The 5,731-nt window shown below is 68.3% G+C and carries 4 protein-coding genes; all 4 read right to left on the minus strand.

The window, feature by feature from the left end; translation table 11 throughout:
* Positions 1 to 13: 13 nt before the first annotated feature.
* The 4 genes from Pme01_RS31615 to Pme01_RS30570 all read right to left on the minus strand — a co-directional run bounded on the left by Pme01_RS31615 (position 14) and on the right by Pme01_RS30570 (position 5,465).
* Positions 14 to 787, minus strand: coding sequence for an arsenate reductase/protein-tyrosine-phosphatase family protein (locus Pme01_RS31615; protein ID WP_168118333.1), 774 nt, complete (start codon positions 785 to 787; stop codon positions 14 to 16).
* Positions 788 to 921: 134 nt separating this feature from the next.
* Positions 922 to 1,941, minus strand: coding sequence for an endo-1,4-beta-xylanase XynA (gene xynA / locus Pme01_RS30560; protein WP_168118335.1), 1,020 nt, complete (start codon positions 1,939 to 1,941; stop codon positions 922 to 924).
* A gap of 840 nt (positions 1,942 to 2,781) precedes the next feature.
* A complete protein-coding gene (katG, locus tag Pme01_RS30565; protein WP_168118336.1) occupies positions 2,782 to 5,013 on the minus strand; it encodes a catalase/peroxidase HPI in 2,232 nt (743 codons plus the stop codon).
* Positions 5,014 to 5,060: 47 nt separating this feature from the next.
* Positions 5,061 to 5,465: a Fur family transcriptional regulator gene (locus Pme01_RS30570; RefSeq protein WP_205864510.1), complete on the minus strand. Its 405-nt coding sequence runs from the start codon at positions 5,463 to 5,465 to the stop codon at positions 5,061 to 5,063.
* Between the last annotated feature and the right edge of the window lie 266 nt (positions 5,466 to 5,731).

Raw genomic sequence — 5,731 nt, forward strand, 5'->3', positions numbered from 1 at the left:
GGCTGAACCTCCGTCAAGCGCGGGCGGCGGTGAGGACGGGCAGCAGGTGCCTGATGCGGGTGTCGATGTCGGCCGTAGTGTGCTGGAAGGCGGGGTAACTGGCCCGGTCGGTGTCGCCGGCCGCGGCCGGGTCGGGGATGCTCCAGTGCGCCCGCCGGGAATGCTCCGGAAAGTCAGGGCAGTCCTCGCGGGCCTTGTCACACAGGCTGATCACGTAGTCGAACCGGCGGCCGGTCACCGTGTCCACGTGCCGGGGACGCTGGCCGGTCATGTCCACACCGAACTCGTCGCGCAGCGCGCGTACGGCGGTGGGATGAAGGTGGGGCCTGGGCCGGGTGCCGGCGCTGGCCACCTCGACCCGGCCGCCGGTGCGGTGGCGTAGCAGGGCCTCGGCAATCGGGGAGCGGGCGCTGTTGCCGGTGCACACGAACAGCACGCCGACGCGGGGCGAGTGCCGCAGGTTCACCGGGGTTCTGTGCGGTGCGGGTTCCCGGCGCAGCGCCGGGTGCAGCACGGCGCCGGTGTCGGCCAGCGCCTGTGCGCAGCGGTCCAGATCGAGGTGGTAGTAGCTGTCGCGGCGGTCGAAGCTGCTGCGGGTGGAGGTGACCAGACCGCCGTCACGCAGCAGTCGCAGATGGTAGGAGACGAGGTTCTGCGGCTCGCCCACCAGTGTCGTCAACTCCCGGACCCGGTAGTCGCTGTCTGCGAGCTGGGTCAGGAGTCGCCACCGTAGCGGATGGGCGGCCAGGCGCACGAACGCCGGGGCGGTTTGATTCGGCGACGCCATGACAGCAACATACATCAAACTTGTTTGATGGAATAGCCGTGTTGGGTCGCGGTTGGCGGCCGCCGGCCGGCAGTAGTGCGGCGCGGCGGCCATGACCGCCGCGCCACAGGTGCGGTGTTTCGGGTGTCCGGGGGTCAGCTCGTGCTGCAGGAGACCGTTGGCCAGGTCGAGTTGCCGTTGGTCTGGATGGTGACACCGAAGTTGTTGCCGTTGCCGTTGGGCTTGGCGGTCAGTACCTGGGCGCTGGGGTAGCTGGCGCTGATGTTCCAGGTGTTGATGATCTTCGCGGGGGAGGGGACGTTCATCGTCACGGTCCAGTTGTTGGAGCCGGAGACCGCGACGTTGAGGTTGTAGCGGTCGCTCCACTGCTGGCCCGCGGACAGGGTCGCCGTGCAGCCACCGCCGCCGCCACCGCCGCCACCGCCGCCGCCGCCACCGCCGCCGCCGCCACCGCCGCCGCCGGAGCCGTCCACCGTGATGTTGGAGTTCCCGCTGCTTTGGTATCCCTCGGTTGCGAGGATCATGTAATCATGGCTGCCCAGATTCATTCCGTTACGGGCCCATGCGTCAAAGTGGTTGCCGGACGTTATGGTTCCGCCCGTTTTCTTCGACTGGCGGACACTCCAGTACTGATTAAAGGTCTTAGTACCCTCAATGGAGGGCGCGTTGTATCGCGTCGTCTGGTAGATGTCGTACGTACCGCCATCGCTGGTGACTGTGCCCTTGTACGTTCCCGTGGGCCGATAGGTGCCCCAGTTGTCGACGATGTAGTACTCCACGAGCGGGTTTCTCGTCCACCCGTACAGGGTCAGATATGCGTTTCCCGACGGATTGAAGCTGCCTGAGTAGGTCACGCTCCTGCGTCCACCGGTGCTCCAGCCCTTACCGGCAACGAAATTCCCGGTGTTGCGCCACGAGGTGCTGTAATTGCCGCCAGATCCCAGTTCCATGGAGACCGACCCGGGACTGTCGGTCCAGAATGAATAGAAGTAGCCGTTATTGGTGCCGGTTTGATTTGAGGTTATGGCCGCGTGGGCGATGCCGGGCAGCGCCGTTGTGGCCGCGACCAGCGACGCCACGACGCAGGCGCTGCCGATGAGTAGCCTGGTGCGGCCGCGGCTGCGGCTCTTCGGGTGGGCGGGGGCGTCGTTCATGTGCGTGACTCCTCCTCGTGAAGGCTGGCGCGGGGGCCAGGCGGCGTCATGCGACCCGGCGGGGGTGCCGGCGGCCGGGTGACGGCCACCGGGTGTCGGCGTCGTACGCCGGCGGGCGGTTGGCCGGTCGTCGCGGGTGACTAGGGTCGACATCGATTGAGATGTGTCGATGGCGAAAGTGTCAGACTGATGCCGTCCCGTTGTCAACGACTTTCGGAAAGCTTTCGGAAACGTAGCCTCGGCTAAGGATCTCTCGAGAAGGCATCTGGGCTGGCCGATAGCCATGCAGAGCCGATCGAGTGCGGAATCGGCCGATGGAAGCCTCTGTTGAGTGATCCAGAACCAGCCGACACGGCCGAAACTTCCGGAGATCTTTCGGACGTCTACCGGGTCGGCGTGTCCGGCGGTCGGAGATGTAGCCGGCGACGAAGAACAAACTGCCGTCAGCACGACAAGGTCGCAGCCGTACCAGCGGGCCTTGTAGGCCAGCATCCGCCCGAGGTCGTCCGTACCGGCGTCGGACACCGGCCGGGCCAGCGTGCGCAGCCGGGTCATGCCGGCGACGTTCAGGTCTTCGACGGTAAGCCTGGTGACGGCCCAGTACGACAGTTGGTGGACGGTCTGGGCGCGCAGGTGCGCGATGCGGGCGTGGATGCGCGTGAGTCGCCCCTGAGCTTTGCGGCGGCCGGTGCTGCCTGGTTTGGTTCCCGCCAAGCAACTCGCGTCCGCGCCCGGGCACCACGCGGCCCGCGCCGACGTCGCCCCAGCCGCCAGCGGGACCGGTCACCGGACCGGGGACGTCCAGGTCGGCCCGCACGGGCCGACCTGGACGTCTCAGGATCAGGCGAGGTCGAACCGGTCGAGGTTCATGACCTTGACCCACGCCGCGACGAAGTCGTTGACGAACTTCGCGCGGGCGTCGTCGCTCGCGTAGACCTCCGCGAGCGCGCGCAGTTCCGAGTTCGAACCGAAGACGAGGTCGGCTCGGCTGCCGGTCCACTTGACCTCGCCGGTGGCGAGGTCACGACCCTCGAAGGTGTTCGCGTCCTCGGACGTCGCCTTCCACGCCGTGCCCAGGTCGAGCAGGTTGACGAAGAAGTCGTTGGTCAGCGACCCGGGGGTCGTGGTGAAGACGCCCACCGGCGACTGCTTGTAGTTCGCACCCAGGACGCGCAAGCCCCCGACGAGGACCGTCATCTCGGGCGCGCTCAGGGTCAGCAGGTTCGCCTTGTCCACCAGGAGGAACTCCGCCGGCAGGCGGTGGCCCTTGCCGAGGTAGTTGCGGAACCCGTCCACGGTCGGCTCCATCGCCGCGAAGGACTCCACGTCGGTCTGCTCCTGGGACGCGTCGGTGCGTCCCGGAGCGAAGGGCACCTCGACGGCGACGCCGGCGTTCTTGGCGGCCAGCTCGACGGCGGCAGACCCGGCGAGCACGATCAGGTCGGCGAGCGAGACCTTCTTCCCGCCGGTCTGGGACGCGTTGAACGCCTCCTGGATCCCCTCCAGGGTGCGCAGCACCTGCGCCAGCTCGTCGGGGTTGTTGATCTCCCAGCCGTTCTGCGGTTCGAGACGGATGCGCGCCCCGTTGGCGCCGCCGCGCTTGTCGCCGCCGCGGAACGTCGATGCCGACGCCCACGCGGTGGAGACCAGCTGGGACACCGACAGCCCGGAGGCGAGGATCTGGGCCTTCAGGGTGGCGACGTCCGCAGCGTCGACGAGCTCGTGGTCCACCGCCGGGACGGGGTCCTGCCACACCAGCGTCTCGGCCGGGACCTCCGGGCCGAGGTAGCGCTGGATCGGGCCCATGTCGCGGTGGGTCAGCTTGAACCACGCCCGGGCGAAGGCGTCCGCGAACTCGTCCGGGTTGGCGAGGAAGCGCCGCGAGATCTGCTCGTAGATCGGGTCGACCCGGAGCGCGATGTCCGACGTCAGCATGTTCGGGGCGATCCGCTTCGACGCGTCGTGGGCATGGGGGACGGTCCCCTCACCCGCGCCGCCCTTCGGCTTCCACTGGTGCGCACCAGCCGGGCTCTTCGTCAGCTCCCACTCGTAGCCGAAGAGGTTCTCGAAGAAGTTGTTGCTCCACCTCGTCGGCGTCGTGGTCCAGGTGACCTCGATACCACTGGTGATCGTGTCCCCGCCCTTGCCGGTGCCGAAGCTGTTCTTCCAGCCCAGGCCCTGCTCCTCGATCGAGGCGCCCTCCGGCTCGGGGCCGACGTGGTCCGCGGGGCCCGCACCGTGGGTCTTGCCGAAGGTGTGCCCGCCGGCGATCAGCGCGACCGTCTCCTCGTCGTTCATCCCCATGCGGTAGAACGTCTCGCGGATGTCGCGGGCCGAGGCGAGCGGGTCCGGGTTGCCGTTCGGGCCCTCCGGGTTGACGTAGATGAGGCCCATCTGGACCGCGGCGAGCGGGTTCTCGAGCTCCCGGTCGCCGGTGTAGCGCTCGTCACCGAGCCACGTGGTCTCGGGACCCCAGTAGATGTCCTCGTCGGGCTCCCAGACGTCCGGCCGGCCACCGGCGTAGCCGAAGGTCTTGAAGCCCATCGACTCCAGGGCGACGTTGCCGGCGAGGATCATGAGATCGGCCCACGAGATGCTCTGGCCGTACTTCTTCTTGACCGGCCACAGCAGGCGCCGCGCCTTGTCGAGGTTCGCGTTGTCCGGCCAGCTGTTGAGCGGCGCGAAGCGCTGCATGCCGGCGCCGGCGCCGCCACGGCCGTCGCTGATGCGGTACGTGCCCGCGCTGTGCCACGCCATCCGGATCATGAACGGGCCGTAGTGGCCGTAGTCGGCCGGCCACCAGTCCTGCGAGGTGGTCAGGACGTCCGCGATGTCCTGCTTCACGGCGGCAAGGTCGAGGCTGGAGAACGCCTCGGCGTAGTCGAACTCCGCACCGAGGGGGTTCCTCACGGCGGGGTTCTTGGCGAGGATCTTCAGGTTGATGCTGTTCGGCCACCAGCCGCGGTTGCCGCCGCCCTCGGTCGGGTGAGGGGCGCGTCCGTGTGCGACCGGGCAGCGGGACTCGCTCCCCGCCTCCGCGTCGTGGACGATGGCGTCGTGGTGCTCGGACATCGGGTTCTCGGACAAGTGGTTCCTTCCGTGAGGTGGCAATCGGGGGATCAGGAATTGTCTGCGGTGGAACAGTCGGGGCACAGGCCCCAGTAGATGACCTCGGCTTCGTCGATCGAGAAGCCGCTGTCGTCGGACGCGGTCAGGCAGGGCGCCTCGCCGACGGCGCAGTCGACGTCGGCGATGAGCCCGCATGACCGGCACACCACGTGGTGGTGGTTGTCCGCGACCCGCGACTCGTAACGGGCCACGGAGCCGGATGGCTGGATGCGCCGCACCAGACCCGCGGCCGTCAGCGCATGCAGAGAGTCGTACACGGTTTGGTGGGACACCTCGGGGAGATCGCTGCGCACGGCACCGATGATCGAATCCGTGTCGGCGTGCGGGTGCGTGTGCACCGCGTTCAGCACCGCCACCCGAGGACGGGTCACGCGCAACGCGGCCCCGCGCAGCATCTGCTGGAAGTCCAGAGTCGTGGCCACGGCCGGAAGTGTGACCAGCTATCTGGAACTAGTCAAGTTTAGGGGCCGTACGTCACCCGGTACGAATGCGCCGCCGTGACCGTTCAGCCCTCGACCATCACCCGAAGGTACGACTCCGCGCGGACCCGGGTGGCCATCCCACGACCGACTCGCGACGCCGCTGTGCCGTGAATTGCGCCCCGTGCCACCCGACCCGGGCGGCACGGGGCGCGCTGCTTCCACTGTGCGCCTGTGACCGG

This window comes from Planosporangium mesophilum (assembly GCF_016863255.1).
GTDB classification, from domain to species: Bacteria; Actinomycetota; Actinomycetes; order Mycobacteriales; family Micromonosporaceae; genus Planosporangium; species Planosporangium mesophilum.

Bases quoted from the DNA above. Each gene is read 5' to 3' on its own strand.
- Pme01_RS31615 (WP_168118333.1), bottom strand. From the start codon at position 787: ATGGCGTCGCCGAATCAAACCGCCCCGGCGTTCGTGCGCCTGGCCGCC.
- xynA (WP_168118335.1), bottom strand. From the start codon at position 1,941: ATGAACGACGCCCCCGCCCACCCGAAGAGCCGCAGCCGCGGCCGCACC.
- katG (WP_168118336.1), bottom strand. From the start codon at position 5,013: ATGTCCGAGCACCACGACGCCATCGTCCACGACGCGGAGGCGGGGAGC.
- Pme01_RS30570 (WP_205864510.1), bottom strand. From the start codon at position 5,465: ATGCTGCGCGGGGCCGCGTTGCGCGTGACCCGTCCTCGGGTGGCGGTG.